At 57.9% G+C, this 23,658-nt stretch carries 33 protein-coding genes and 2 pseudogenes; 32 read left to right on the top strand and 3 right to left on the bottom strand.

Annotation, left to right across the window (positions count from 1 at the left end; all coding sequences use genetic code 11):
- Positions 1 to 23: 23 nt before the first annotated feature.
- Together lpdA and lipA are read left to right on the top strand one after the other, a co-directional pair.
- A complete protein-coding gene (lpdA, locus tag WDN46_17070; GenBank protein MEJ0095061.1) occupies positions 24 to 1,466 on the top strand; it encodes a dihydrolipoyl dehydrogenase in 1,443 nt (480 codons plus the stop codon).
- Positions 1,467 to 1,539: 73 nt separating this feature from the next.
- Positions 1,540 to 2,508: a lipoyl synthase gene (lipA, locus tag WDN46_17065; GenBank protein ID MEJ0095060.1), complete on the top strand. Its 969-nt coding sequence runs from the start codon at positions 1,540 to 1,542 to the stop codon at positions 2,506 to 2,508.
- A 213-nt stretch (positions 2,509 to 2,721) separates the two neighbouring features.
- On the opposite strand, the gene WDN46_17060 is transcribed toward lipA, so the two are convergent.
- Entirely contained in the window at positions 2,722 to 2,946 is a 225-nt protein-coding gene (locus tag WDN46_17060) for a hypothetical protein (protein MEJ0095059.1), read from the bottom strand.
- 300 nt (positions 2,947 to 3,246) lie between these two features.
- Here WDN46_17060 and WDN46_17055 point away from each other — a divergent pair, with 300 nt between their 5' ends.
- Positions 3,247 to 4,509 carry an FAD-dependent oxidoreductase gene (locus tag WDN46_17055; protein ID MEJ0095058.1) on the top strand — a complete coding sequence of 421 codons (1,263 nt, stop codon included), beginning with the start codon at positions 3,247 to 3,249 and terminating at the stop codon, positions 4,507 to 4,509.
- Between the two features lie 130 nt (positions 4,510 to 4,639).
- Here the strand turns inward: WDN46_17055 and WDN46_17050 are convergent.
- Both WDN46_17050 and WDN46_17045 read right to left on the bottom strand, forming a co-directional pair.
- Positions 4,640 to 5,140 (bottom strand): annotated as a pseudogene (locus tag WDN46_17050) (adenylate/guanylate cyclase domain-containing protein).
- Positions 5,141 to 5,269: 129 nt separating this feature from the next.
- Positions 5,270 to 5,482 (bottom strand): annotated as a pseudogene (locus tag WDN46_17045) (response regulator).
- Between the two features lie 217 nt (positions 5,483 to 5,699).
- Here WDN46_17045 and WDN46_17040 point away from each other — a divergent pair.
- The 29 genes from WDN46_17040 to rplO all read left to right on the top strand — a co-directional run bounded on the left by WDN46_17040 (position 5,700) and on the right by rplO (position 23,541).
- Complete coding sequence (locus WDN46_17040) at positions 5,700 to 5,948, top strand: twin-arginine translocase TatA/TatE family subunit (protein ID MEJ0095057.1); 249 nt, start codon at positions 5,700 to 5,702, stop codon at positions 5,946 to 5,948.
- A gap of 37 nt (positions 5,949 to 5,985) precedes the next feature.
- On the top strand, positions 5,986 to 6,645 hold the full coding sequence (locus WDN46_17035) for a twin-arginine translocase TatA/TatE family subunit (GenBank protein ID MEJ0095056.1): 660 nt from the start codon (positions 5,986 to 5,988) through the stop codon (positions 6,643 to 6,645).
- 112 nt (positions 6,646 to 6,757) lie between these two features.
- Positions 6,758 to 7,534, top strand: coding sequence for a twin-arginine translocase subunit TatC (tatC, locus tag WDN46_17030; protein ID MEJ0095055.1), 777 nt, complete (start codon positions 6,758 to 6,760; stop codon positions 7,532 to 7,534).
- Positions 7,535 to 7,591: 57 nt separating this feature from the next.
- Positions 7,592 to 8,977 (top strand): serine--tRNA ligase, encoded by a 1,386-nt coding sequence (gene serS / locus WDN46_17025; GenBank protein MEJ0095054.1) that lies wholly within the window; start codon positions 7,592 to 7,594, stop codon positions 8,975 to 8,977.
- A gap of 381 nt (positions 8,978 to 9,358) precedes the next feature.
- Complete coding sequence (rpsL, locus tag WDN46_17020) at positions 9,359 to 9,730, top strand: 30S ribosomal protein S12 (GenBank protein ID MEJ0095053.1); 372 nt, start codon at positions 9,359 to 9,361, stop codon at positions 9,728 to 9,730.
- Between the two features lie 78 nt (positions 9,731 to 9,808).
- Positions 9,809 to 10,279, top strand: coding sequence for a 30S ribosomal protein S7 (gene rpsG / locus WDN46_17015; protein MEJ0095052.1), 471 nt, complete (start codon positions 9,809 to 9,811; stop codon positions 10,277 to 10,279).
- Between the two features lie 38 nt (positions 10,280 to 10,317).
- Positions 10,318 to 12,393: an elongation factor G gene (gene fusA, locus WDN46_17010; GenBank protein ID MEJ0095051.1), complete on the top strand. Its 2,076-nt coding sequence runs from the start codon at positions 10,318 to 10,320 to the stop codon at positions 12,391 to 12,393.
- 39 nt (positions 12,394 to 12,432) lie between these two features.
- A complete protein-coding gene (tuf, locus tag WDN46_17005; GenBank protein MEJ0095050.1) occupies positions 12,433 to 13,623 on the top strand; it encodes an elongation factor Tu in 1,191 nt (396 codons plus the stop codon).
- Between the two features lie 129 nt (positions 13,624 to 13,752).
- Entirely contained in the window at positions 13,753 to 14,061 is a 309-nt protein-coding gene (gene rpsJ, locus WDN46_17000; GenBank protein MEJ0095049.1) for a 30S ribosomal protein S10, read from the top strand.
- Positions 14,062 to 14,134: 73 nt separating this feature from the next.
- Entirely contained in the window at positions 14,135 to 14,860 is a 726-nt protein-coding gene (gene rplC, locus WDN46_16995) for a 50S ribosomal protein L3 (protein MEJ0095048.1), read from the top strand.
- Positions 14,857 to 15,477 carry a 50S ribosomal protein L4 gene (gene rplD / locus WDN46_16990; GenBank protein ID MEJ0095047.1) on the top strand — a complete coding sequence of 207 codons (621 nt, stop codon included), beginning with the start codon at positions 14,857 to 14,859 and terminating at the stop codon, positions 15,475 to 15,477. Before rplC ends, rplD begins: the two co-directional genes overlap by 4 nt.
- Positions 15,474 to 15,785: a 50S ribosomal protein L23 gene (locus tag WDN46_16985; protein ID MEJ0095046.1), complete on the top strand. Its 312-nt coding sequence runs from the start codon at positions 15,474 to 15,476 to the stop codon at positions 15,783 to 15,785. The genes rplD and WDN46_16985 overlap by 4 nt, the downstream gene beginning before the upstream one ends.
- Positions 15,786 to 15,805: 20 nt before the next feature.
- Entirely contained in the window at positions 15,806 to 16,645 is an 840-nt protein-coding gene (gene rplB / locus WDN46_16980; protein MEJ0095045.1) for a 50S ribosomal protein L2, read from the top strand.
- Between the two features lie 2 nt (positions 16,646 to 16,647).
- Positions 16,648 to 16,926: a 30S ribosomal protein S19 gene (gene rpsS / locus WDN46_16975; protein MEJ0095044.1), complete on the top strand. Its 279-nt coding sequence runs from the start codon at positions 16,648 to 16,650 to the stop codon at positions 16,924 to 16,926.
- Positions 16,927 to 16,928: 2 nt separating this feature from the next.
- Positions 16,929 to 17,318 (top strand): 50S ribosomal protein L22, encoded by a 390-nt coding sequence (gene rplV / locus WDN46_16970; GenBank protein ID MEJ0095043.1) that lies wholly within the window; start codon positions 16,929 to 16,931, stop codon positions 17,316 to 17,318.
- A 9-nt stretch (positions 17,319 to 17,327) separates the two neighbouring features.
- The gene (rpsC, locus tag WDN46_16965) at positions 17,328 to 18,047 is read left to right on the top strand and encodes a 30S ribosomal protein S3 (protein ID MEJ0095042.1); all 720 of its coding nucleotides are present in this window, start codon (positions 17,328 to 17,330) and stop codon (positions 18,045 to 18,047) included.
- Between the two features lie 32 nt (positions 18,048 to 18,079).
- Positions 18,080 to 18,493: a 50S ribosomal protein L16 gene (rplP, locus tag WDN46_16960; GenBank protein ID MEJ0095041.1), complete on the top strand. Its 414-nt coding sequence runs from the start codon at positions 18,080 to 18,082 to the stop codon at positions 18,491 to 18,493.
- A 13-nt stretch (positions 18,494 to 18,506) separates the two neighbouring features.
- Positions 18,507 to 18,719 (top strand): 50S ribosomal protein L29, encoded by a 213-nt coding sequence (gene rpmC / locus WDN46_16955; GenBank protein MEJ0095040.1) that lies wholly within the window; start codon positions 18,507 to 18,509, stop codon positions 18,717 to 18,719.
- Positions 18,720 to 18,759: 40 nt separating this feature from the next.
- Positions 18,760 to 19,005, top strand: a complete 246-nt coding sequence (rpsQ, locus tag WDN46_16950; protein MEJ0095039.1) for a 30S ribosomal protein S17 — start codon at positions 18,760 to 18,762, stop codon at positions 19,003 to 19,005.
- Between the two features lie 98 nt (positions 19,006 to 19,103).
- Complete coding sequence (gene rplN / locus WDN46_16945; GenBank protein MEJ0095038.1) at positions 19,104 to 19,472, top strand: 50S ribosomal protein L14; 369 nt, start codon at positions 19,104 to 19,106, stop codon at positions 19,470 to 19,472.
- The gene (gene rplX / locus WDN46_16940; GenBank protein ID MEJ0095037.1) at positions 19,472 to 19,789 is read left to right on the top strand and encodes a 50S ribosomal protein L24; all 318 of its coding nucleotides are present in this window, start codon (positions 19,472 to 19,474) and stop codon (positions 19,787 to 19,789) included. Before rplN ends, rplX begins: the two co-directional genes overlap by 1 nt.
- Positions 19,782 to 20,495, top strand: a complete 714-nt coding sequence (rplE, locus tag WDN46_16935) for a 50S ribosomal protein L5 (GenBank protein MEJ0095036.1) — start codon at positions 19,782 to 19,784, stop codon at positions 20,493 to 20,495. Before rplX ends, rplE begins: the two co-directional genes overlap by 8 nt.
- A 41-nt stretch (positions 20,496 to 20,536) precedes the next feature.
- Positions 20,537 to 20,842, top strand: a complete 306-nt coding sequence (gene rpsN / locus WDN46_16930) for a 30S ribosomal protein S14 (GenBank protein ID MEJ0095035.1) — start codon at positions 20,537 to 20,539, stop codon at positions 20,840 to 20,842.
- A 12-nt stretch (positions 20,843 to 20,854) separates the two neighbouring features.
- Positions 20,855 to 21,253 carry a 30S ribosomal protein S8 gene (gene rpsH / locus WDN46_16925; GenBank protein MEJ0095034.1) on the top strand — a complete coding sequence of 133 codons (399 nt, stop codon included), beginning with the start codon at positions 20,855 to 20,857 and terminating at the stop codon, positions 21,251 to 21,253.
- A 24-nt stretch (positions 21,254 to 21,277) separates the two neighbouring features.
- Positions 21,278 to 21,811 carry a 50S ribosomal protein L6 gene (rplF, locus tag WDN46_16920; GenBank protein MEJ0095033.1) on the top strand — a complete coding sequence of 178 codons (534 nt, stop codon included), beginning with the start codon at positions 21,278 to 21,280 and terminating at the stop codon, positions 21,809 to 21,811.
- Positions 21,812 to 21,838: 27 nt separating this feature from the next.
- Positions 21,839 to 22,201, top strand: a complete 363-nt coding sequence (rplR, locus tag WDN46_16915; GenBank protein MEJ0095032.1) for a 50S ribosomal protein L18 — start codon at positions 21,839 to 21,841, stop codon at positions 22,199 to 22,201.
- Positions 22,202 to 22,252: 51 nt separating this feature from the next.
- Complete coding sequence (gene rpsE / locus WDN46_16910) at positions 22,253 to 22,825, top strand: 30S ribosomal protein S5 (protein MEJ0095031.1); 573 nt, start codon at positions 22,253 to 22,255, stop codon at positions 22,823 to 22,825.
- Positions 22,826 to 22,837: 12 nt separating this feature from the next.
- Complete coding sequence (gene rpmD / locus WDN46_16905; protein MEJ0095030.1) at positions 22,838 to 23,032, top strand: 50S ribosomal protein L30; 195 nt, start codon at positions 22,838 to 22,840, stop codon at positions 23,030 to 23,032.
- A 26-nt stretch (positions 23,033 to 23,058) separates the two neighbouring features.
- Positions 23,059 to 23,541: a 50S ribosomal protein L15 gene (rplO, locus tag WDN46_16900; protein MEJ0095029.1), complete on the top strand. Its 483-nt coding sequence runs from the start codon at positions 23,059 to 23,061 to the stop codon at positions 23,539 to 23,541.
- The last annotated feature ends 117 nt before the right edge of the window (positions 23,542 to 23,658 follow it).

The following is a 23,658-nucleotide window of genomic DNA, read 5'->3' as shown; positions in this document are numbered from 1 at the left end:
CTAGGCGGAAACAAGAGGCCGCCATGGCTAATCCATACGACATCATCATCATCGGCGGCGGCCCGGGCGGCTATGTGGCGGCCATTCGCGCCGCGCAGCTTGGCTTCAAGACCGCGGTCGTCGAGCGCGAACACCTCGGCGGCATCTGCCTGAATTGGGGCTGCATTCCTACCAAGGCATTGCTGCGCACGGCTGAAATCTTCCACTATATGCACCACGCAAAGGATTTCGGGCTGGCGCTGGAAGGCAAGGCGGGATTCGATCTCAGCGCGGTGGTGAAACGCTCGCGCGCTATTTCAGCGCAGCTCAACGCCGGCGTCGGCTTTTTGATGAAGAAAAACAAGATCGATGTGATCTGGGGCGAAGCCAGGATTACAAAGCCGGGCGAAGTCGCGGTCGGCGCCTCCCAGAAGGCGGCGGTGCAGCCGCAAAACCCGATTCCGAAAGGCGTTTTGGGGGAGGGGGCATACCAAGCGAAGCATATTATCGTCGCGACGGGCGCGCGGCCCCGCGCGTTGCCCGGCATCGAGCCGGACGGCAAGCTCATCTGGACCTATTTCGAGGCGATGAAGCCCGACGCATTTCCCAAAAGCCTGATCGTCGTGGGTTCTGGCGCGATCGGAATTGAATTCGCCTCATTTTATCGGACCATGGGCGCGGACGTGACTGTGGTTGAGGTGTTGCCGCAGATTTTACCGGTCGAAGACGCGGAAATCTCGGCCCATGCGCGCAAACGATTTGAAAAACAGGGCATAAAGATCCTCACCTCGACCAAAGTAACCAAGGTCGAGAAGAAGTCCGATGGCCTCATCGCGACGATCGAGGACGCCAAGGGCGGGACGCAGACGCTTCAGGCTGAACGGATGATTTCCGCCGTCGGCGTCCTTGGCAATATAGAGAACCTCGGGCTTGAGGCGATTGGCGTCGCCATCGAGCGCGGCGTCATCAAGGCCGATGGTTTTGGGCGCACCAACGTCGCCAGCGTTTACGCAATAGGCGACGTCGCCGGCGCGCCGATGCTTGCACATAAGGCGGAGCATGAAGGCGTTATCTGTGTCGAGGCAATCAAGGGCCTCCATCCCCATGCGATGGATAAGACGATGATTCCGGGCTGCACCTATTGCAATCCGCAAGTTGCCTCTGTCGGCCTCACTGAGGCGAAAGCGAAGGAGGCAGGCTTCGAGCTGAAGGTTGGCCGTTTTCCTTTTATCGGAAATGGCAAGGCGATTGCGCTTGGCGAACCCGAGGGGTTGGTCAAAACCATATTCGACGCCAAGACCGGAAAGCTTCTCGGCGCCCATATGGTCGGAGCGGAAGTCACCGAGCTGATCCAGGGTTTTGTCGTCGCAATGAATTGCGAAACGACGGAAGAAGAGCTGATCAATTCGGTGTTCCCGCATCCGACGCTTTCAGAAATGATGCACGAAAGCGTGCTCGACGCTTATGGACGCGTGATTCACACGTAACCGGCGATTTGTTATCCGCTGGTTGGCGCCTTACCTTATGGCCGAGGCTAGGCGGCGACAAAGAGAGTGCGCAATGACGGATGCATCCGATCTCCTTGACCCGGCGCATGTAAAGGCGGCGATCCGGCATCCGGAAAAGGCGCATCGGCCCGATCAGCCGACGCTGCGCAAGCCGGACTGGATCAGGGTCAAGGCTCCCGGCTCGCCGGCATGGGCCGAGACGCAGAAGATCGTCAAGGACCACAAGCTCGTCACCGTATGCGAGGAAGCAGGCTGTCCAAACATCGGCGAGTGCTGGGCGAAAAAGCACGCGACCTTCATGATCATGGGCGACACCTGCACGCGCGCCTGCGCCTTCTGTAACGTCAAAACCGGCCTGCCGCGCGGTCTTGATGCGAGCGAGCCAGCTCGCGTCGCCGATGCGGTCGCAAAACTCGGGCTCGCCCATGTCGTTGTGACATCCGTCGATCGCGACGATCTTGCCGACGGCGGGGCTAGACATTTTGCGGATGTCATTGCCGCGATCCGCAAAGCCAGCAGCAAAACCACGATCGAAATTCTGACGCCGGATTTCCTGCGCAAGCAAGGCGCGCTGGAAGTTGTGATCACCGCCAAGCCCGATGTGTTCAATCATAATCTTGAAACGGTCGCGTCCAAATATCTGACGGTTCGCCCCGGCGCGCGCTATTTCCATTCGATCCGTTTGTTGCAAAGAGCAAAAGAACTCGATCCGACGATCTTCACCAAATCCGGAATCATGGTCGGCCTTGGCGAGGAGCGCCATGAGGTGCTGCAGCTGATGGATGATCTCCGCAGCGCTGAAGTGGATTTCATGACGATCGGGCAATATTTGCAGCCGACCAAAAAGCATCATGCTGTGGCGCGTTTCGTCACTCCAGACGAATTCGCTTCTTATGCGGACATCGCGCGCGCAAAAGGCTTTCTTCTGGTCTCCGCTTCGCCGTTGACGCGCTCCTCCCATCATGCCGGTGAGGACTTCGCCAAATTGAAGGCGCAACGCTTAGCGGTAGGGCGCGCCTAAGAGAGGGGCGTGCGAGGCTGGTGAAACTTGAGCGCAGGCCTAAGCAAAGGCCGCCCAAGTCGGCCGCCTCCTGCTTAAGCGGCGCAACACCAATCATCACGCGAGAAACGCCTAGGTTCGAATGCCGAGGCGCTTTCTGAGATGGCTAGCTTCAAGAAAGAGAACGCACGATGCGATCGGTTTGAGGGGGCCACCAAGCCGTACACAATCGCCTTAGAGCTTATCGTTGAGCTTTGCTTTGATCTCTTCCAGCAGAAACTGGAAGCGGTCCGATTGGCTTTGAACGGTTGGCACTTCAAACACCGTTCGCAGCTTATGGCCAAATTGGACGTGGACCGCGGACCGACCGCGCAATCCAGCGTCGGGCGTCTCGAACCTGCTTAGGCAAGGCGATACCTCCACAGGGAGAAGGTCGCCGTTTTTCAGCATCCTGTTCATTTTTGGTATTTTTCTACCTGCCCATTGTTGAAAGTCTTGCAAATGAGTTTGTCCAAACTACGGTTTTGGGAGGGCGAGATTCATTTTCCAACGCCGCAGCGCACACTGACGCCACAACTTAAAACGCCTTATTTTGTTCCATCTCTAGATTGCGTAAATAAGCTTACCCCAACCCGACGGTGACGGAGCTGGCTCGTCACGTCGGTCGAAAGATGATTTGACCTCTTCCGAAACTTGGCCTCTGTAGCTTCGCTCGTCGGCCAATATCCCTCTGGCCGATAGAAGGAGACATTGAGAATCGTGTCACAAGCAACAGAGCTCAGCGCTGCATCCACCGTCGTTATCATTGGCGCAGGCCAAGCTGGCGGGGAAGTCTCGACGCTGCTGCGACAAAATCGCTTCGAGGGCCGAATCGTTCTTTTTGGCGATGAACCGCATCTGCCTTACATGCGGCCGCCTCTGTCCAAGGCTTATCTCGCCGGCGACATAGGAGCCGACGCGCTGATCTACAAAGCGCCCATCGCTTATGAGACGGCCAATGTGGAGGTCCGGCTTGGTCTTCGCGTCGATAGGATTGATCGAAGCTCCAAACGGCTTCTGCTGGAGGGAGGCCAAACGCAGGCTTATGACAAGTTGGTCATAGCAACCGGCGGAAGGGCTCGCGAACTCGATGTCCCCGGCGCCCGTCTTGGCAATATTTTCTACCTCCGCAGCATTGCCGACGTCGAAGCCTTGCGACCGCAACTTCAGGCGGGGCGCCGCCTCGTCATTGTGGGCGGCGGCTATGTCGGTCTGGAGGTCGCCGCTGTCGCCGTCAAGCGCGGCCTCAAAACAACCGTGCTGGAAGGCGCGCCGCGCGTGCTCGCGAGGGTGACCGCGCCCGAGCTGTCAGCTTTCTACGAGCGATTCCATCGCGAAGCCGGCGTCGAAATCCGCACTGGCGTCGCCGTGAGCGGATTTAGCGCGGGTCCGGATGGCAAGCTGGTTGGCGCGGTGCGATGCGGCGACGATCTGTCCATCCCCGCCGACTTCGTTCTCGTCGGAATTGGCCTTTCTCCCAACACGCAACTTGCCGAACAAGCTGGCCTGATTGTCGATGGAGGAATCCTCGTCGATGATTGCTCCCGCACCAACGATCCCGATATTTTCGCCATCGGCGATTGTTCCGCCCATGGCCGGCATGGATTTTTGCAGCGAAAGGTGCGGCTCGAATCAGTTCCGAATGCGCTCGAACAGGCGCGCACTGTGGCTGCGGTCATGACAGGCAGGCCAAATCCTCCCGCGGTCGCCCCCTGGTTCTGGTCGGACCAATATGATCTCAAGCTGCAAATGGTCGGCCTTTCGGATGGCTATGACGAGTTGGCGATCCGCGGCTCGACGCAAGGGTCTTCCTTCATCGCCTTCTATCTCAAGAATGGCGAAGTCATTGCTGCCGACGCCGTCAATCGGCCGTCTGAGTTCATGGCTTCAAAACGCCTGGTCGGGGAAAGAATGAAGGCGAGCGCGCGAGATCTTGCGGACGAATCAGTTTCGCTGAAATCCCTTCTTGCGGCCGCGGCGTAAAATCTAGCGCTTGCTAAATCTTTGTCGCTTATCGCGTTCACACTCCCAGCGTCGCCTCGTCCGAGGCGACGCCGGCTGGAGTTCGCAGCTAAATTAGCTGTTGAGGACTGGCCGTCGAGCTAGACCAATCGACCACGAAGGCATGAACGGGAGTAGGTATGTTTTTGACCTCCTGTTGACCGATGTCGCGGAAGATCACCGAAACCTTATTGGCCACCGACTCGTGAACTGAGCGAGAGATGCAAATCCCGCCTGGCTCGGCCAAGCTTTCAAGCCGCGCCGCGAGATTGACGCCATCGCCGAGGAGCTCTCCACGGCGTTCGACCACATCCGCGATGGTAATTCCGATTCGGAACTGCAGCCACCGGTTCGGCGGATGAGCGAGATTGCGGGTTCGCAGAGCCTCTTGAATGTCGATCGCGGCGCGCATCGCCTCGACTGCCGAAGTGAACTCGGACATGACGGAGTCGCCTGCGGTATTGAAAATCCGGCCGCCATAGCGATCGACGAAATCCTCGAAAACTTCGCGATAGTCGGCGAGGACGTGCAGCGTCTCTTCCTCGTCCTCGGCGACGAGCCGCGAGTAGGAGGCGACGTCGGCCGCCATTATGGCGGCGATCTTGCGCGTTATCGCCTTTCTATCCTGAAAGACCCCGCGCGAATTCCAGCTTGCGACGCTGGGCCGCGGCCTGGGGCTGACTCGGGGGCTTGGATGCCTGAGAACCGTATGAACTTTGACGAATCCAATATCGCCCCGATCCCGCAACCAACGCGTGAGCGCCAGACCATCCTGGCCCGGCGCTGCGAGATCAAGCACGAGGAGATCGGTCGTCGGCTCAGCGGCGCTGGCGCGAACCCCGGAGCCAGTCTCGTCGGGCGCGACCCTGAAGCCATGCAGCTTCAAATATTCTTCGATGACTTCGCGGATCCCCGGCTCGTCATCAACGATTAGGATATTTACTTTGTCTACCATCCTCGTCGATAGCTCCCACGGCTGACCGCCATTTTGCAGACAAATATCTTAATCCACAATTATACGGAATGAGCATTATTTTCCACGTTCATTAGAGTTTATGCCTTACGGTCTCAAAAATACTGCGGCCTTGCTTGTTTTTGCGCTGGTGGGGGCATAAGTTCATGCCCTTGCGCGCCCAGGCGGCGCAGGTTGGCTTAATTACGGAGTTTGCCCAATGGGCGGTCTTTCGATCTGGCACTGGCTTATGGTGGGCGCAGTCGTCCTTCTCGTGTTCGGCGGCAAGGGTAAGATTTCAGATATCATGGGCGATGTCGCCAAAGGTATAAAATCGTTCAAAAAAGGCATGGCTGAAGACGATGAAAAAACCGAGTCTTTGCGTCCGAGCGAGCCGGCCATTCGGGGCATCGACCATCAAATTGTCAGTGATCCGGCCAAGGTTTCTGAGACTCGCAAGGTAGGCTAATCCTTAGCGCGCAGCTGACATAACGACAAGGGCAGAGTTGTCAGCGATTCTTAGGATCGCGAGCACGCTCGGGCGACGTCTCTTCATGTTCGATTTCGACGCCGGCAAACTCATCATCATCGGGATCGTGGCGTTGATCGTCATTGGTCCCAAGGAACTTCCACGCGTCCTGCGCCAGCTCGGTCAGGCGGTAGGTAAGATGCGGCGCATGGCGGCCGAATTTCAGGGCCAGTTTATGGAGGCCGTGCGGGAGGCCGACCTTGCCGATATTAAGGCCGATGTCGCAAAGCTCGCCGAAGGCGCCAAGACGGATTTGGCTTTCAACCCTGTTTCGGATGTGAAGCGCCAGCTCACGGACGCCATAGACGGAATCGCCGCGGCGAGCCCTTCGGCGGCCGTGAGCGCGCCGGAATTGGCGGCCCCCCATGCCGATTCGTCCCTGAATTCCGTCGCTCTGCCGCACTTTCCTGAAGCATCGGTAGAAGAATCCGACTCGCCGCTTGCCCTGGGCGTCGCGCCGTCAGTTGCCGAATCGGACGCTAGCGCTACGCCGCATCGGGAGGAGCCGGCTGCGAACGCAATTGACGCCGAAATGGAAGCTTTGGCGAGCGCCCTTGAAGCCGAGATGCGGACGGCGCCTCCACTCAACGCCGATGTCGCGAAGGCGAAAAAAACAATATCGCAAGACAACGGGTGACTTTCCTGCTGCGCCGGGTTTGTTATTCTGCGGGCGGGGGCACGGTTTGCGGCGCCCGCCACGAAAGCGCCGATAGGAATTCCGCCATTATGCGTACGCCGACGTGCCCTCGATGACTGACGCCGATATCGAGGCGACCAAAGCCCCTTTGATGGACCACCTGATCGAGCTGCGCGCGCGGCTCATCAAGGCGGTCGTCGCTTTTCTGGCGATGTTCGTCATCTGCTTCTTTTTCGCCAAAGACATTTATAATATTCTTCTGGTGCCCTTTCAGCATGTGGCGGGTCCAGACGCCCGCTTGATCTATACCGCGCCGCAGGAATATTTCTTCACGCAGATCAGGGTCGCGATTTTTGCTGCGGCCTTCCTCGCCTGTCCAATCATCTTCGCGCAGATCTACGCCTTTGTAGCGCCGGGGCTCTACAAGCACGAACGCAAAGCTTTCGCTCCTTATCTCTATGCGACGCCGGTTTTTTTCGCCCTTGGCGCGCTGCTGGTCTACTTCGTAGTGATGCCGAATCTACTTCATTTTTTCATCGGCATGCAGCAGGCCAAGGAGCCCGGCCGCGCTCAGATCGAGCTTTTGCCGCGCGTCAGCGAATATCTGTCCTTGATCATGACCTTGATCTTTGCGTTTGGCGTAACCTTCCAATTGCCGGTGGTGCTAACACTTTTGGGGCAGGTCGGAATCATCGATTCGGCTTTTCTGCGCGACAAGCGCCGCTATGCCGTCGTGCTCGTCTTTGTGGTGGCGGCGGTTCTGACGCCGCCGGACATTTTTTCGATGTTGGCGCTTGCCGCTCCTGCCTTGCTTCTCTACGAGCTCTCCATTTTGACCGTCGCCGTGATGGAAAAGAAGCGCAGCGCAGCGCAGACGCCGGGAACGTGAGGCATTTTTGGAGCGCCCTTCCGATTTGTGGGGCGCGCCAGAAGTTGGATAAATTTAATGTATGATATCAAATGGATTCGCGATAATCCCGATGTTTTTGATGAGGGACGGCGGAGGCGGGGGCTTGAGCCTCTGGCCGAAAAGCTGCTGACCCTTGATGACCTGCGCCGCGCCGCGATCCTCAAATCGCAGGCTGGACAGGAACGTCGCAACGCGGCGTCGAAGGAAATCGGCCAAGCCATGGCCGCGAAGGATGCAACCAGGGCCGACGCTTTGAAGGCGGAGGTCGCCGAACTGAAGACGCGCCTACCAGCGTTCGAAGCCGAGGAGCGGCGCGCGAGCGAGGCGCTCGACAAAGCTTTGTCGGAGATTCCTAATCTTCCCCTCGAGGATGCGCCCTATGGCAAGGATGAAAACGACAACCCCGAGCTTCGGCGAGTCGGCGAGCCGCCGAAGTTTGCATTCAAGCCAAAAGAACATTTTGAGCTTGGCGAGGCTCTGGGCCTTATGGATTTCGGGACTGCGGCCAAACTGTCCGGCGCCCGCTTCGTCGTGAACAAGGGGCCGCTGGCGCGTCTGGAGCGGGCGCTAGGGGCCTTCATGCTCGATCTGCACACGGGGGAGCATGATTTTACGGAGGTCAATCCGCCGATCATCGTGAAGGACGAGGCGATGTTCGGCACCGCGCAACTGCCGAAGTTTCGGGATGATCAGTTTCTCGCAACAAGAAATGAAGCGATCAACGAAGCGATCCATCGAACTGTGGCGGAGCGTTACGAGACGAACGACGAGCCGGCGGAGATTGGCGCCCTTGACGTCAAGTTGGCAGAAAAATACTGGCTCATTCCCACCGCCGAGGTCCCGCTCACAAACCTCGTCCGCGAGTCGATTCTAGACGAAAAAGAGCTTCCGCTGCGCTTTACCGCCTGCACGCCGTGCTTTCGCGCCGAGGCGGGATCGGCCGGGCGCGACACGCGCGGCATGATTCGCCAGCATCAGTTCGCCAAAGTCGAGCTGGTGTCGATTACAACGCCGGAGCAGTCGCTGGTGGAGCATGAGCGGATGCTGGTTTGTGCGGAGGAGGTGCTCAAACGTCTGGGCCTTGCCTACCGCGTCGTCACGCTGTGCACCGGCGACATGGGTTTCGCCTCGCAAAAAACCTATGATATCGAGGTCTGGCTGCCAGGGCAGGATCGCTATCGCGAAATTTCGTCGGTCTCCGTCTGCGGTGATTTCCAGGCAAGGCGCATGAACGCCCGCTATCGCCCGGACGGCGCTAAAAACACCCGATTCGTACACACGCTCAACGGATCCGGGGTCGCCGTTGGCCGTGCGCTGGTCGCGATTCTTGAGAATTATCAGTGCGAGGATGGCTCGATTGTCGTGCCAGAGGCGCTGCGACCCTATATGGGCGGTATGCAACGCATTGAAAAACCAAATTAAAAGCCGAAAGCATATTTTGGCGCCAAAAGGGGTTGACGTGTTATCGTGACGTCACTAAGTTCCGCCCACCTCAGACAGGCAGTAGGTCTTTCGTTTCGGGGCGTCACGTCCTGAACCTTTAAAAACCTAAACGCTGTCGGATCCAGCGACTGAAATGTCACATTACGATTCAAGGCTTGCCTTGGATCAAAGAGAGTCAAGACCGTGGTTTTCTGCGGTCCTCTGCACAAGTCCACAGCGCCGAAAGCCAGAATAGGCTATTGGCGCTGACCGTTCTGCGTTTTTGCACGTCGGTCGGTCTTAGTGGGGCCGAATTTGGCGACGCCGCGTTCAGGCAAGGGCAAACGCGCCCTCGTCTTCAATCGTTTGAGAAAGACTAAGATGCCGACGATCAGTCAATTGATCCGCAAGCCGCGAGTAGACTCAGTTTACCGCGAAAAAGCCCGCCATCTCCAAGCTTGCCCGCAAAAGCGCGGCGTCTGCACGCGCGTCTATACAACGACCCCGAAAAAGCCGAACTCGGCTTTGCGGAAAGTCGCCAAGGTGCGTCTGACCAATGGCTTTGAGGTCATTGGTTATATTCCTGGCGAGGGGCATAATTTGCAGGAGCACTCGGTGGTCATGATCCGCGGCGGCCGCGTCAAGGATCTGCCCGGCGTCCGCTATCACATTCTGCGCGGCGTGCTCGATGCGCAGGGCGTCAAGAACCGCAAGCAGCGCCGTTCGAAATACGGCACCAAGCGGCCGAAGTAACGCGCGCCGAAGCGCCTTTTGGAAGACAAGCGGCTATTCTCAACCGCGATTTGAAGTGAATTTGGACGGAGCCAAACGATGTCTCGCCGCCACAGCGCTGAAAAGCGGGAAGTGATTCCGGATGCGAAATTCGGAGATATCATTCTCACGAAGTTCATGAACTCGATCATGTATGATGGCAAGAAGTCGGTCGCCGAAGCGATTGTGTACGACGCCTTCGACATCATCGGGCAGAAAACCCGCACGGAGCCGCTTGGCGTGTTCAAGCAGGCGCTCGAAAACGTGGCACCGGCGATTGAAGTTCGCTCTCGCCGCGTCGGCGGCGCGACCTATCAGGTTCCGGTTGAGGTTCGCATGGAGAGGCGCCAGGCGCTCGCCATTCGCTGGATCATCACCGCAGCCAGAGGACGCAACGACAAGACGATGGTTGATCGCCTTTCGGCCGAATTGATGGATGCCGCCAACAATCGCGGCAACGCAGTTAAGAAGCGGGAAGACACGCATCGTATGGCGGAAGCCAACCGCGCTTTCTCGCATTATCGGTGGTAGAAAAGGCTTAAGCGTTTCGCGCTTGAAGGGATTTATTCATGCCTCGCACTCACGCTATCGAGGATTACCGTAACTTCGGCATCATGGCCCATATTGACGCGGGCAAGACGACGACGACGGAGCGGATTCTCTATTATTCCGGCAAATCGCATAAAATCGGCGAAGTGCACGACGGCGCTGCGACCATGGACTGGATGGAGCAGGAGCAGGAGCGTGGCATTACGATCACCTCCGCCGCGACGACGACCTTCTGGAACGGCAAGCGTCTGAACATTATCGATACGCCCGGCCACGTCGATTTCACCATCGAAGTCGAGCGTTCGCTGCGCGTGCTTGACGGCGCGGTATGCGTGCTCGACGGCAATCAGGGGGTTGAGCCGCAAACCGAGACCGTATGGCGTCAAGCCGACAAATATCACGTTCCTCGCATCGTTTTCGTCAATAAAATGGACAAGATCGGCGCGGATTTTTTTATCTGCGTCGACGACATCAAGACCAAAGTCGGCGGCCGTCCGATCTGCATTCAATTGCCGATTGGCTCAGAGTCCGATTTCAAAGGCATTATCGATCTTGTCCGCATGAAAGCGGTTGTCTGGGAAGATGAAGCGCTTGGCGCCAAATATTCCGACGCCGAGATTCCGGAAAACCTCAAGGAACAAGCCGCCGAATACCGCCATATTCTATTGGAAGCCGCAGTCGAGCTCGACGATGACGTAATGGCTTCGTATTTGGATGGCGTCGAGCCGGATGAGGCGACCTTGAAGCGCCTTCTGCGCAAGGCGGTTCGTTATATTACTTTCATTCCAGTTCTCTGCGGTTCCGCCTTCAAAAATAAGGGCGTTCAGCCCTTGCTGGATGCTGTCGTCGATTACTTGCCATCGCCCGTCGATCGTGAGGCGATCAAGGGCGTCGACGTCGACACAGGCGCAGAGATTTTGCGCCTGCCGAGGGACGAAGAAGCGTTCTCCATGCTCGCCTTCAAGATCATGGATGATCCTTTTGTCGGCACGCTCACCTTCGCGCGCGTCTATTCGGGTCATATCGATACGGGCACGACTGTCCTCAATTCGACCAAAGACAAGAAGGAACGGGTCGGGCGCATGCTTCTTATGCATGCGAACAATCGCGAAGACATCAAGGAAGCCTATTCGGGCGACATCGTTGCGCTCGCTGGTTTGAAGGACACTCGCACGGGAGATACTTTGTGCGATGTTAACAAGCCGGTCATTCTCGAGCGCATGGAGTTCCCGGAGCCGGTCATCGAGATCGCGATCGAGCCGAAATCCAAGGGCGATCAGGAAAAGCTAGGCCTCGCCTTGGCGAAGCTGGCGGCCGAGGATCCTTCCTTCCGCGTCTCGACCGACCAGGAATCTGGCCAGACCATTCTAAAGGGAATGGGAGAGCTTCATCTCGACATTAAAGTCGATATTTTGCGCCGCACCTATAAGGTCGATGCTAATATTGGTGCGCCGCAAGTCGCCTATCGCGAGCGTCTGACCAAGCGCGTTGAGATCGACTATACGCATAAGAAGCAGACCGGCGGCACGGGCCAATTCGCTCGCGTCATTATTGTGTTCGAGCCGAACGCAGCGGGGCAGGGCAATAGCTTCGAGTCCAAAGTTGTTGGCGGTTCAGTGCCGAAGGAATTTGTTCCCGGCGTTGAAAAAGGCATCAACAGCGTGATGGGGTCGGGCATTCTCGCCGGCTTCCCGGTGGTGGACGTCAAGGCGACGCTGATGGACGGCGGCTTCCATGACGTCGATTCCTCGGTGCTCGCCTTCGAAATCGCCGCGCGCGCAGCATTCCGCGAAGCTTTGCAAAAAGGCGGTTCCGTGCTGCTGGAGCCGATCATGAAAGTTGAAGTGACCACGCCGGAAGACTACACCGGTTCGGTCATGGGCGATCTGCTCGGACGGCGCGGCCAGGTGCAAGGTCAGGATATGCGCGGCAATGCGGTGATCATCAATGCGATGGTGCCGCTGGCCAACATGTTTGGTTACGTCAATCAATTGCGGTCCTTCAGTCAGGGCCGTGCGAACTACACGATGCAATTCGATCATTATGAGCAGGTCCCCGCGGGCGAAGCCGCAAAGGTACAGGCCAAATACGCCTAGCTGCGAGCCACGCGCTAAAGATTCTAGAGGAGCCGGACTATGGGCAAGGAAAAGTTTCAGCGGAATAAGCCGCATTGCAACATTGGCACGATTGGCCATGTCGATCATGGCAAGACGTCGCTGACCGCTGCTATTACAAAAGTCTTGGCCGAATCCGGCGGGGCGGTTTACACGGCTTATGATCAGATCGATAGGGCGCCCGAAGAAAAGGCGCGCGGCATTACGATCTCGACCGCTCACGTCGAATACGAGACCAAGAAGCGCCATTACGCGCATGTCGACTGCCCTGGCCACGCCGACTATGTGAAGAACATGATCACCGGCGCGGCGCAGATGGATGGCGCTATTCTCGTCGTCTCGGCGGCTGACGGTCCGATGCCGCAGACTCGCGAGCATATCCTGCTCGCTCGTCAGGTCGGCGTGCCGGCGCTTGTCGTGTTCATGAATAAGGTCGACATGGTCGACGACGCCGAGCTGCTCGAACTTGTCGAGCTCGAGGTTCGCGAGTTGCTGTCGAAGTATGACTTCCCTGGAGACGATATTCCGATCACCAAGGGATCGGCGCTCTGCACGCTGGAAGGTCGCAGCCCCGAGATCGGACATGATGCTGTTCTGGCGTTGATGGATACGGTTGACGCCTATATTCCGCAGCCTGATCGCCCGGTTGATCTGCCCTTCCTGATGCCGGTTGAAGACGTGTTCTCGATCTCTGGTCGCGGCACGGTTGTGACTGGCCGCGTCGAGCGCGGCATCGTCAAGGTCGGCGAGGAAATTGAAATCGTCGGATTGAAGCCCACCGTGAAGACGGTTGTGACCGGCGTTGAAATGTTCCGCAAGCTGCTCGATCAGGGCCAGGCTGGCGACAACATCGGCGCTCTGTTGCGCGGCACCAAGCGCGAAGACGTTGAGCGCGGTCAGGTCTTGTGCAAGCCGGGTTCAGTGAAGCCGCACACCAAGTTCAAGGCGGAAGCCTATATTTTGACCAAGGACGAAGGTGGACGGCATACGCCGTTCTTCACGAACTACCGTCCGCAGTTTTATTTCCGCACCACGGACGTGACTGGCGTCGTGACCCTTCCTGAGGGCACGGAAATGGTGATGCCGGGCGATAACGTGACAATGGATGTCGAGCTCATTGTGCCGATCGCGATGGAAGAAAAGCTGCGCTTTGCTATTCGCGAAGGCGGTCGCACGGTGGGCGCAGGGGTCGTTGCGTCGATTACTGACTGACGCCGAGGCGTTGAAGTTGATGTGAGCGCCGAGGCTGGCGCGTAGCCGCGCCAGCCTACGGAAGCGTCGAGGAACAGCGTTAAGCCAGCGAGCCGGATTATCGGACGCCGGCCTAAAGGGAACGAATTGATGAACGGCCAGAATATCCGCATTCGCCTCAAAGCATTCGATCATCGAATCCTTGATTCTTCGACGAAAGAGATTGTCTCGACGGCCAAGCGGACGGGCGCCCAGGTTCGTGGCCCTATTCCGCTGCCGACGAAGATCGAGAAGTTCACGGTGAACCGGTCGCCGCATGTCGATAAGAAGTCGCGTGAGCAGTTCGAAATCCGCACCCATAAAAGAGTGCTCGATATCGTCGATCCGACGCCGCAAACGGTGGATGCGTTGATGAAACTCGATCTTGCCGCGGGCGTCGATGTGGAGATCAAGCTTTAGCGCGAGCGGGCTTTTTTAGTTGATGAAACCCACAACTGGCTGTGCCGGCGATCGGGTCTTTAAGGATTGAACAATGCGGTCAGGTGTCATCGCACAAAAGGTCGGCATGACCCGCGTCTTCAGCGACGTCGGCGAGCATGTTCCGGTTACGGTTTTGAAGCTCGATGGCTGTCAAGTTGTCGCGCATCGGACCAAGGAACAGAACGGCTATACGGCGCTTCAGCTCGGCATCGGCCGCGCTAAGGTCAAGAACGTCTCGAAGGCGGAGCGCACTCGCTTTGCTGTCGCCAAGGTCGAGCCGAAAATGAAGCTTGCCGAGTTCCGCGTCGAGGAAGAAGCGTTGCTTCCCGTGGGCGCAGAGATCACGGCGGATCATTTCGTCGTCGGTCAATTCGTCGATGTGACGGGAAACAGCATCGGTAAGGGCTTTGCCGGCGCAATGAAGCGCTGGAACTTTGGCGGCCTTCGCGCAACACATGGCGTGTCGGTGTCGCATCGGTCGCACGGTTCTACCGGCGGCCGGCAGGATCCTGGCAGGGTCTTCAAAAACAAGAAGATGGCCGGGCATATGGGAACCGCGAGAGTGACGACGCAAAATCTGCGCGTTGTTCAACTCGATATCGAACGCGGCTTGATTTTGGTTGAAGGCGCGGTGCCTGGCGTTGCGGGTGGTTGGATCTTCATTTGCGACGCCGTCAAGAAGGCGTTGCCGAAAGATGCGCCGAAGCCTGGCAAGTATCGTTTGCCCAGCGTTGAGTCTGGCGATGTCGCCGAAGCCGGGACGGAGGCTCGCTCGTGAAGATCGATATTACTTCTCTCGAGGGCGACGCCACTGGGTCGATCGAACTCGACGATGCAATTTTTGGGCTTGCCCCACGCCAAGACTTGATTGCGCGCATGGTGCGCTATCAGCTCGCAAAGCGGCGCGCCGGCACGCATAAGGTTAAGGGACGCGGAGAGATTTCGCGAACCGGCAAGAAAATGTACAAGCAGAAGGGCACCGGCAACGCGCGGCATGGTTCTGCGCGGGTTCCGCAGTTTCGCGGCGGTGGCCGCGCCTTCGGTCCGCTTGTGCGTTCGCATGCCCATGATCTGCCGAAGAAGGTGCGCGCGCTGGCTCTGAAGCATGCGCTTTCGGCCAAGGCTCAGGATGGCGGCATTATCGTCTGGTCCGATGCGAAGGTTGAGGACGCAAAGACCAAGGGACTGAAGGCGAGCTTCGCCAAGCTTGGGCTGACCAACGCTCTGATCATCGACGGCGCGGAGCCGGAAGTGAATTTTTGCCTGGCTGCTCGGAACATTCCGCAAATTGACGTGCTGCCGGTGCAGGGCATCAATGTTTACGACATTCTTCGCCGGAAAAAGCTCGTTCTCACCAGGGCGGCGATCGATGCACTGGAGGCTCGCTTCAAATGAGCGGATCGAAACTTGCGCTGAATGCGCATCATTACGATGTCATCATAGCCCCGGTGATCACCGAAAAGGCAACGTTGGCGTCGGAAGCAAATCAAGTCGTCTTCAAAGTTCGGAAGAACTCGACGAAGGCGGAGATCAAGGCGGCCGTGGAGCGTCTGTTTGACGTCAAGGTTGCCGGCGTCAACACGTTGATTCGCAAAGGCAAGAGAAAAACCTTCAAAGGTGTGCGCGGCGTTCAATCGGACGTGAAAAAAGCGGTTGTGACCCTCGCCGATGGTCACAAGATCGACGTCACGACTGGTCTTTGAGAGAATTAGGGATTGCGGCAATGGCACTGAAGACGTTCAAACCGACCACGCCGAGCCTTCGCGAGCTCGTGATCGTCGATCGCAGCGCGCTGTACAAGGGTAAGCCGGTGAAGCGGCTTACCGAGGGTAAGCCGTCGACGGGCGGGCGCAACAACACTGGCAGGATCACCGTGCGCTTTCACGGCGGCGGTCATAAGCAAAGCTATCGGATTATCGATTTCAAGCGGCGGAAGCTCGACATTCCGGCGAAGGTCGAGCGGATTGAATATGATCCGAACCGGACATCTTTCATTGCGCTGATTCGTTATGCGGATGATGAGCTGGCTTACATCATTGCCCCGCAGCGGCTCGCTGTTGGAGATGAGGTGATCTCGTCGATGCAGGCGGACGTGAAGCCTGGCAATGCGATGGCGCTCGCCAACATGCCGGTCGGCACGATCGTGCATAATATCGAAATGAAGATCGGCAAAGGCGGCGCGATGGTGCGCACGGCCGGAAACTACGCGCAGGTCGTCGGTCGCGATCAGGGCTATGTCGTTATTCGCCTTAACTCCGGGGAGCAGCGGCTAATTCACGGACAATGCTTCGCAACCGTCGGCGCAGTGTCCAACCCCGATCATATGAATACGAACATCGGTAAGGCCGGACGTAGTCGTTGGCTTGGCCGCATGCCGCACAACCGCGGCATTTCCATGAACCCGATCGACCACCCGCATGGCGGCGGCGAAGGCCGCACTTCAGCTGGGCGGCATCCTGTGACGCCATGGGGCAAGCATACAAAGGGCATGAAGACGCGCTCGAATAAGACCACTGGGAAATTCATCGTGACCTCGCGTCACAAAAGCAAGAAGAAGGGCTGATCATGGCTCGGTCGATCTGGAAAGGTCCGTTCGTCGACGGCTATATGCTGAAGAAAGCAGATGCCTCGCGGAGTACTGGACGTTCCGAAATTATCAAAATCTGGAGCCGGCGCTCTACTATTTTGCCGCAATTCGTTGGGCTGACGTTTGGCGTCTACAATGGCCACAAGCATATTCCGGTGAATGTGACCGAGGAAATGATTGGGCATAAATTCGGTGAGTTTTCCCCGACGCGGACCTTCCATGGCCACGCGGCCGACAAGAAAGCCAGGAGAGGCTAATCATGTCCAAGGAGAAAACGCCGCGGGCGCTCAAAGACAACGAAGCCAAAGCCGTAGCTCGGATGTTGCGGATCAGCCCGCAAAAGCTGAACCTTCTGGCGCAGCTTATTCGCGGCAAGAAGGTCGATAAGGCTTTGGCTGATCTCGAGTTTTCGCGCAAGCGAATAGCTTTCGAAGTGAGAAAGACGTTGGAGAGCGCGATCGCCAATGCTGAAAACAATCACAGCCTTGATGTCGATGACCTTGTCGTCGCCGAGGCTTATGTCGGCAGAGGCTTGGTGATGAAGCGTTTCAGCGCGCATGCGCGTGGTCGGTCTGGCCGCGTCCAGAAGCCGTTTTCGCATTTGACGATTGTTTTGCGCGAAGTCAGCGCCGCTGCAGCAGGGGCCTGAGGAGAGAAGATGGGACAGAAAGTCAACCCAATCGGCCTTAGGCTCGGCATCAACCGGACTTGGGATTCACGTTGGTTCGCAGGCAAAGGCGAGTACGGCAAGCTGTTGCATGAGGACATTGCGATCCGCGCGGCGCTGATGAAGACCCTTAAGCAAGCCGCGGTGTCGAAGATCATTATTGAACGTCCGCACAAGAAGTGCCGCGTGACGATTCATTCGGCGCGTCCTGGCGTCGTTATCGGCAAAAAAGGCGCCGATATCGACAAGATTCGCAAGCTTGTCGCGAAGATGACGGACTCTGAAGTTTTGATCAACATCGTCGAGGTGCGCAAGCCCGAGATCGATGCGGTTCTGGTCGCGGATTCGATTGCGCAGCAGCTGGAGCGACGCGTCGCTTTCCGGCGCGCGATGAAGCGGGCCGTTCAGTCCGCCATGCGGCTTGGAGCAGAGGGCATTCGGATCAACTGCGGCGGCCGTCTTGGCGGCGCGGAGATCGCCCGCGTCGAATGGTACCGCGAGGGGCGCGTTCCGCTGCACACTCTGCGTGCGGATATCGACTACGGCACCGCCACGGCGCATACGGCGTACGGAACATGCGGCATCAAGGTGTGGATCTTCAAGGGCGAGATTCTTGAGCATGATCCGATGGCGCAAGACAAAAAGATGAGCGAACAGGATCATTCGGGCGGCGGCGGCGAAAGACGTCGACGCGACCGCGATGCCGCCTGAGCGCGATTGAATCACCTGAGAGTTTTTGAATTATGCTGCAACCCAAGCGCACCAAATTCCGGAAAGCCTTTAAGGGCCGCATTCACGGCGCCTCGAAGGCTGGATTCGAACTGAACTTCGGGCAATTCGGCCTGAAGGCGCTCGAACCCGAGCGGATCACCGCGCGCCAGATCGAGGCCGCTCGTCGCGCCATGACGCGTCATATGAAGCGGGCCGGTCGCGTCTGGATTCGCATTTTCCCAGATGTGCCAGTGTCGAAGAAGCCGACCGAAGTGCGTATGGGTAAGGGCAAGGGCGCTCCGGAATTGTGGATTGTTCGCGTTGCGCCTGGCCGCATCATGTTCGAACTCGATGGCGTGCCCGTTGAGTTGGCGCGCGAGGCTCTGCTGCTTGCTTCGGCCAAATTGCCGATCAAGACGCGATTCGTGCAGCGCATTCAGGAATAGGAGAGGATCGGTCATGAAAGCCAAGCAGCGTTTGTCCGACCTTAAGGTGATGTCTGGCGATCAAATGGAGCAGGAGATTTTGAACCTCAAGAAAGAGCAGTTCAATCTTCGCTTCCAGCGCGCCACCGGGCAGCTCGAGAACACGGCGCGGGTGCGGTTGGTTCGCCGCGACATTGCTCGATTGAAAACAATCGCCGCGCAATTGCGCACAGGGTCCGTGAAATAAAGGTTCGACCACAGGGTTCGAAAGATAGGTTTGAGAGACTATGCCGAAGCGAATTCTCCAAGGCGTCGTTGTGAGCGACAAGCAGGAAAAGACTGTTGTCGTGAAGGTGGAGCGCCGTTTCACACACCCGCTCTTGAAGAAGACGGTGCGGCGCACGAAGAACTATCACGCGCATGACGAGACCAAAGCTTTCAAGGTCGGCGATATGGTGTCCATTGAGGAGACGAAGCCGATTTCGAAGTTGAAGCGGTGGATCGTGATGTCTGCCGGAACGGCCCGAGGTTGAATATTGCTCTTTGACGCTCAGTAGGCGAGCCTCCTTCAGACGAAGTCCAGCGCGGGTGCGGCGCTCGGAAACCGCTCTGGCAAGAAAGGTATTATGCGATGATACAGGTGCAGACCAACCTCGAGGTCGCCGATAATTCCGGCGCGCGCCGCGTGATGTGCATCAAGGTGCTTGGCGGCTCCAAGCGGCGATATGCTGGGGTTGGCGACATCATTGTCGTCTCGATTAAAGAGGCGATTCCGCGCGGGCGCGTCAAGAAAGGCGATGTCATGAAGGCGGTTGTCGTTCGCACCGCCAAGGATATCAAGCGCGCGGATGGTTCGGTAATCCGTTTTGATTCGAATGCTGCGGTCTTGATCAATAATCAGTCGGAGCCGATCGGCACCCGCATTTTCGGGCCGGTGCCGCGTGAATTGCGCGCCCGCAACCAGATGAAAATCATTTCGCTCGCGCCGGAGGTGCTGTAATGGCCGCCAAGATCAAGAAAGGCGACAAAGTGGTCGTGCTGGTCGGGCGCGACAAAGGTCGTTCGGGTGAAGTGTTGCAGGTCCTTCCGAAGGAAGACCGCGCGATCGTTCGCGGGATCAATCTCGTGAAGAAGCATCAGCGGCAAACGCCGCAACAGGAAGCGGGCATCGTCTCGAAAGAGGCGGCGATTCGATTGTCCAATTTGGCGGTCGCTGATCCCAAGGATGGGCAGCCGACGCGAGTTGGCTTCAAGATTCTCGATGATGGCCGTAAGGTCCGCTTCGCTAAACGTTCTGGAGACGTGATCGATGGCTGATTCCAAAGCAGGGAAGGGCGGCAAGGGAGCCGGGCCCAAGGACGGCAAGGGCGCGCCCAAACCCGCGACCAAAGCAAAAAAGTCTGGTGGAGAAGGGTCTTCGCGCAGCGAGGGCGCGTCGTTCGCGACTGCGTCGGCAGGAGAACTCGGTTCGCCGAAAGATTATGCTCCGCGGCTCAAGAAGCACTATGAAGAGGTCATCCGCGCCCAGCTGATCGAAGAGTTTGGCTACAAGAATCTGTTTGAAGTGCCGACCATCGAGAAGATCGTGCTGAATATGGGCGTCGGAGAGGCCGTCAACGACACCAAGAAAGTGACGTTGGCTGCTGCCGATCTCGGGCTGATCGCGGGCCAAAAGCCTGTCATCACCCGCGCTCGCAACGCGATCGCGACATTCAAGGTTCGCGAGAACATGCCGATCGGCGCCAAGGTGACTTTGCGCGCAACTCGCATGTACGAATTTCTCGACCGTCTCGTGACGATCGCTCTGCCGCGGATCAGGGATTTCCGTGGTTTGAATCCGAAGAGCTTTGATGGCCGAGGCAATTTCGCGATGGGCATCAAGGAGCATATCATCTTCCCAGAGATCAACTATGATCAGACGGAAAGCGTCGTAGGCATGGATATTATTGTTTGCACCACGGCAAAATCGGACGACGAGGCGCGCGCCCTATTGCGCGCATTTAACTTCCCGTTCCGGCAGTGAAACGGAATCGTTTCAGACGCGGCGACCAGAGGTAGAGGTTTATGGCGAAGACAAGCTCGATCGAGAAAAACAAGCACCGGATCAAATTGGTCAAGCAATATGCTGCGCGGCGCGCTCGCCTGAAGGCGATTGCCGCCGATTTGACCTTGAACGTGGAGGAGCGTTTTGCGGCTCGGCTCAAATTATCCGAGTTGCCGCGTAATTCGTCTCCCGGACGCATTCGCAACCGGTGCGAGGTCACGGGTCGGCCGCGGGCCTTCACGCGCAAGATGAAAATGTCGCGCATTGCGTTGCGGGAATTGGGCTCGCAGGGCCTCATCCCCGGTCTTGTCAAGTCGAGCTGGTAGGAGGGACGGATCATGGCGATCAACGATCCGTTGGGCGATATGCTTACGCGCATCCGCAATGCGCAGATGCGGCGCAAAGGCAAGGTGCAAACGCCGGGTTCGCGGCTTCGGGCCCATGTCCTCGATGTTCTGCAATCTGAGGGCTATATCCGGGGTTATGCGACTACGGAATATGGCAATGGCCGGACCGAGTTCGAAATCGAACTGAAATACTTCGACGGTTTCCCGGTCATTCGGGAGATACAGCGGGTTTCGAAACCCGGGCGACGGGTTTATGCCGCCGTCGACGCGATGCCGCGCGTTGCGAACGGGCTTGGCATCACGATCGTCTCCACTCCAAAAGGCGTCATGGCTGATCATGCCGCTCGCGAAGCCAATGTTGGCGGCGAAGTTCTTTGCAAGGTCTTCTGACCGAAAGACCGAGGAAGTTTAATCATGTCTCGTATCGGAAAGAAGCCGGTTGTCATTCCGGCCGGCGTCACGGCCAAGGTCGAGGGCCAGTTAGTCTCGGTGAAGGGCGGCAAGGGCTCGCTGTCGTTTACTGCGCCTAGCGACGTGAGCGTTGCGTTGGGCGAGACCGGAATTGCGGTGACCCCAAGGAACGACACCAAGCAGGCGCGAGCCTTATGGGGTATGACGCGCGCTATGGTCAACAATCTCGTGATCGGCGTTTCGAAGGGTTTCGAGCGGAAGCTTGAGATCACTGGCGTCGGCTACAAGGCGGCCGTATCTGGAAAGAATCTGCAGCTGTCGCTCGGCTATAGCCATGACGTGAATTTCCCGATTCCGGAGGGAATAGCGATCGTCGCTGCCAAGCCCACAGAAGTGTCGGTGAGCGGGATCGATAAGCGCCAGGTCGGGCAGACAGCCGCTGAAATCCGCGCGCTGCGCCCCCCGGAGCCCTATAAGGGCAAGGGCGTCAAATACGCCGGCGAATTTATCTTCCGCAAGGAAGGCAAGAAGAAGTAATTGAATTAAGGATTAGGAGCCAAGCCTATGGCAAAGGACAATGTAGCCACAGCCCGTCGCCAGGCGCGCGTTAGGCGTTCTCTGCGCGCCCGAGCCTATGGCAAGCCGAGGCTTTCGGTTTTCCGTTCGTCAAAGCAGATTTATTGTCAGATTATCGACGATGCCGCAGGGCGCACGCTGGCGGCCGCATCAACGCTTGAGAAAGTCAATCGGGAAAGCCTGAAGACGGGCGCTGACGTCGAAGCGGCCAAAGTGGTCGGCAAGCTGATAGCAGAGCGAGCGGCGCAGGCTGGCATCAAGGAAGTTGTGTTCGACCGCGGAGCCTATATGTATCATGGCCGCGTCAAGGCGCTGGCGGAAGGCGCTCGCGAAGGCGGACTGAGTTTCTGACGCTGAGCTGAGCGGATGGAATGGAAATTGGATTTAAGATGGAACAGAAACATGGCGCGTGAAGGTGAAGGCGGCGGCCGGGGCCGCGACCGCGAAGAGCGCGACAGCGAATTCGTGGACCGTTTGGTCCATATTAATCGCGTCGCCAAAGTGGTGAAGGGAGGTCGCAGGTTCGGCTTCGCCGCTCTCGTTGTCGTGGGCGATCAGAAAGGCCGCGTTGGCTTTGGTCACGGCAAAGCGCGCGAAGTGCCTGAGGCTATCCGCAAGGCGACCGAGGCGGCGAAACGCTCGCTGATCCGCGTGCCTTTGCGCGAAGGCCGCACATTGCACCACGACATCAGAGGGCGGCACGGTGCGGGACGCGTGGTGTTGCGAGCCGCGGCGCCGGGCGTCGGCATTATCGCTGGCGGTCCGATGCGCGCCATTTTGGAGTCGCTCGGCATGCATGACGTCGTCGCCAAATCTCAGGGTTCGTCGAACCCATACAACATGATTCGCGCGACGTTCAACGCCTTGCAGAAGGAAGATTCTCCGCGGTCGGTTGCGGCGCGGCGCGGCATCAAAGTGTCCACTCTTCAGGCCCGTCGCCAAGGCGGCGAAGCCGAAGTCGTCAGCGAAGGGTAGGGAGCGGATTCCATGACTATCATCCAATCCAAGCTTACGATAGAACAGGTTAAAAGTCCGATTGGCCGGCCGCCGGCGCAACGCGCTACTCTGATTGGGCTGGGACTGAATAAGATCGGTCGCCGGTCTTCGCTGAATGATACCCCGGCCATACGCGGAATGATTGCGAAAGTCGCTCATCTCGTGCGCATCGTCGAGAGCGCGTAAGCGCGCCGGTGAGTGAGGACACAACAATGAAACTTAATGATATTGTCGATAATGCCGGTTCATCCAAGGTTCGTATGCGCGTCGGGCGCGGGATTGGCTCCGGCAAGGGCAAGACCTGCGGACGCGGGGTCAAGGGTCAAAAGTCGCGAACCGGCGTTCGGATCAAGGGATTTGAAGGCGGTCAGATGCCGTTGCATCGGCGTCTGCCGAAACGCGGCTTCTGGAATCCTTTTTCGACCGATTACAACCAGGTCAATATTGGCCGCATTCAAGAAGCGGTGGACGCCGGCAAGCTTGATGCTGCGGCGGTCATTACCAATGAAGCGCTGACGGCGAGCGGCGTATGCGCAAAAGCGCGCGGCGGCGTCAAGATTCTCGGCGTCGGCCAGCTCAGTGCGAAGCTGACGTTCGAAGTCGCCGCAGCGTCAAAAAGCGCCGTGGCTGCGATCGAGGCGGCCGGCGGTTCCATCAGGCTGTTGACGGTTGCGCCTGAGGCTGACGCTGTTTAAAGCTTTCTGTCGCGCGTTCGGTTCGCAGTCATTGCGTGACGTTGCGCAATGAGGAATGTCAAAAGAGAAGCTGTGAACATTGGTTCGATCGGCAAGCGGCCTTTCAGTACTCTTTCC

This window comes from Methylocella sp., from assembly GCA_037200525.1.
Lineage (GTDB): Bacteria > Pseudomonadota > Alphaproteobacteria > Rhizobiales > Beijerinckiaceae > Methylocapsa.
This window is presented reverse-complemented; position numbering and strand designations above follow the sequence as displayed.